The 2,428-nt window shown below is 73.5% G+C and carries 3 protein-coding genes; all 3 read right to left on the bottom strand.

Translation table 11 applies throughout. The features are described from left to right. Positions 1-730, bottom strand: a 730-nt coding sequence (locus GT042_RS35520) for a PfkB family carbohydrate kinase (RefSeq protein ID WP_161312805.1), incomplete at its 3' end; no start/stop codon positions are given. A gap of 148 nt (positions 731-878) precedes the next feature. Next, positions 879-2,036: an N-acetylglucosamine-6-phosphate deacetylase gene (gene nagA, locus GT042_RS35515; RefSeq protein WP_161312804.1), complete on the bottom strand. Its 1,158-nt coding sequence runs from the start codon at positions 2,034-2,036 to the stop codon at positions 879-881. Further along, on the bottom strand, positions 2,036-2,428 hold a 393-nt coding region (locus tag GT042_RS35510; RefSeq protein WP_237531525.1), incomplete at its 5' end, for an ROK family protein. The genes GT042_RS35510 and nagA, both read right to left, overlap by 1 nt.

Genomic DNA, 2,428 nt, shown 5'->3' with positions numbered 1-2,428 from the left:
GCACGCCGTCCGGGCCGAGGGACGCCACCACCGCGTGGGCGCCCCGGCGCCGGGCGTCGCGGGTGGCGCGCAGCGGCTCACGGGAGCCGGTGAGGCGGGCGAGTTCGTCGGCGTTGGGCTTCACCAGGTCGGGGCGGGCGGCGATGCCCCGCCGGAGCGGTTCGCCGCTGGTGTCGAGGAGGACGGGCACACCCGCGCCCCGCGCCGCGCGCACCAGGTCGGCGTACGCGCCCACGTGGATGCCGGGCGGCAGGCTGCCGCACAGGGCCACCGCGTCCGCGACGGCGAGCAGCTCCTCGTACCGGGCCAGGAAGGCGGCCCACTCGGCGGGCGAGACGACCGGTCCCGGTTCGTTGAGCTGGGTGGTGTCGCCGGTCGTCTCGTCGACGACCGCGACGGTACGGCGGGTGGCACCGGCGATCGGCACCAGCGCGTCCACGGGCGGGGCGAAGGACCCGGGCGTGTCCACGGACACGAACCCGGACGCGGAGGACCCGCGGGGGTCGGGAGCGTTCGGCAGCAGCTCGCGCAGGACGTCGCCCGTCCTGCCGCCCGCGAACCCGGTCACCACCGTCTCGTGGCCGAGCGCCGCCAGCACCCGCGCCACGTTCAGGCCCTTGCCGCCCGGCCGCTCGATCACCTCGCTCACGCGGTGCGTGGCGTGCGGGACCAGCCGGGGCGTGCGGTACGTGATGTCGAGCGCGGTGTTGAGCGTGACGGTCAGAATCACCTGTCATACCCCCCGAGAACGCGCCTGTCCGGTCGATTACCGGGGTGATCATGTCAAAAAGAAGGCGGCAGGCCCAGACCCCGGGCCGACCGCCTCCCTGATGACACGTGACGACGCGTTCGTAACGATGTATCGACTTATGGCTGAATCATCCCAGTTGGGGCGGCTCGACCACCCATTCGCCTCGGCGCAACACGCCCTTGACCGAGAATTCCGCGTCCAGGACGACCAGGTCCGCGTCCTTGCCCGGCTCCAGCGAGCCGACCCGGTCGTACACACCCAGCAGCTTCGCCGGGTTGGCGGAGATCGCCCGCACGACGTCCCCGACCGGCAGCCGGTCCACCGTCACGGCCCGCCTGAAGGCGGTGTCCAGGGTCAGCGTGGACCCGGCGATCGAACCGCCCTCCACCAGCCGCGCGACACCCTCCTTGACCTCCACGGCCAGCGGGCCGAGCTGGTACAGCCCGTCGCCAAAGCCCGCCGCGTCCATCGCGTCCGTGATGAAGGCGACGCGGCGCGCGCCCGCGCGGTGGAACGCCAGCTCCAGCGCGGCCGGGTGCAGGTGGGTCCCGTCGTTGATCAGCTCGACGGTGACCCGCTCGTCCTCCAGCAGCGCGGCGATCGGCCCCGGCGCCCGGTGGCCGATCGGCGGCATGGCGTTGAAGAGGTGCGTGGCCACGGTCGCGCCCGCGTCGATGGCCTCGACGGTCTGCTCGTACGTCGCGTCCGTGTGCCCGATCGCGGCGATGACGCCCAGCTCGGCCAGCAGCCGTACGGAGTCGATGCCGCCCGGCAGTTCGGTCGCGAGCGTCACCATCCTGACCGTGCCGCGCCCCGCGTCGACCAGCTTCCGTACCTCGGCCGGGTCGGGGTCGCGCAGCAGCTCCTCGCTGTGCGCGCCCTTGCGGCAGGGCGAGATGAACGGGCCCTCGAAGTGGATCCCGGCCAGATCGCCCTGTTCGACCAGCTCGGAGAGGATCCCGGCGCGCTGGGCGAGGAAGTCCGCCTCGCCCGTCACGAGGGAGGCGACGAGGGTCGTGGTGCCGTGCTCCAGGTGCGTACGGACACCCTTGAGGACCTCGTCCACGGAACCGGAGGTGAACGAGGCACCGCCGCCGCCGTGGTTGTGCATGTCCACGAAGCCCGGCACGACCCAGTGGCCCGACAGATCCAGCGATACGGCGTCGGCGGGGGCGGCGCCGGTGATCCGGCCGCCCTCGACGATCACCCGGCCGCCGTCCACGGTGCCGGTGGGCAGCACCACTCTGCCCCCGGTCAGAACGGTGCTCTTGGCGCGTGCGGCCATCAGGCGGATACCTCCGTGGAGAGACGGTCGGATCGGCCGGAGCCGTCGGAATGATCAGTGCCGGCGCCAGCGCCGGAGCCCGTGTCTGTGCCTGCCTTGGCGTCCTTCCCGCCGCCGGAACCCGCCAGCAGGTCCCATGCGAGCAGCCCGGCGCCCAGGCAGCCCGCGGTGTCCCCGAGGGCCGCCGGCACGATCTCGGGGACCTTCTGGAACGTCACGCGCCGCTCCACCGCGTCCCGCAGCGGCGCGAACAGCGTCTCCCCGGCCTCCGCCAGCCCGCCGCCGATGATGAGCGTGCGCGGGTCGAGCAGGGTCAGCGCGGTGACCAGCCCGGCGGCGAGCGCGTCGACCGCGTCCAGCCACACCCGTACCGCCGTCGCGTCGCCCGCGTC

The organism is Streptomyces sp. SID3212 (assembly GCF_009865405.1).
Taxonomy (GTDB): Bacteria; Actinomycetota; Actinomycetes; order Streptomycetales; family Streptomycetaceae; genus Streptomyces.
The sequence above is the reverse complement of the archived record's forward strand: the minus strand, read 5'-3'. Positions and strand labels throughout refer to the sequence as shown.

Excerpts from the sequence above, each read along its gene's own strand:
- nagA (WP_161312804.1), bottom strand. The coding sequence starts at position 2,036 with ATGGCCGCACGCGCCAAGAGCACCGTTCTGACCGGGGGCAGAGTGGTG.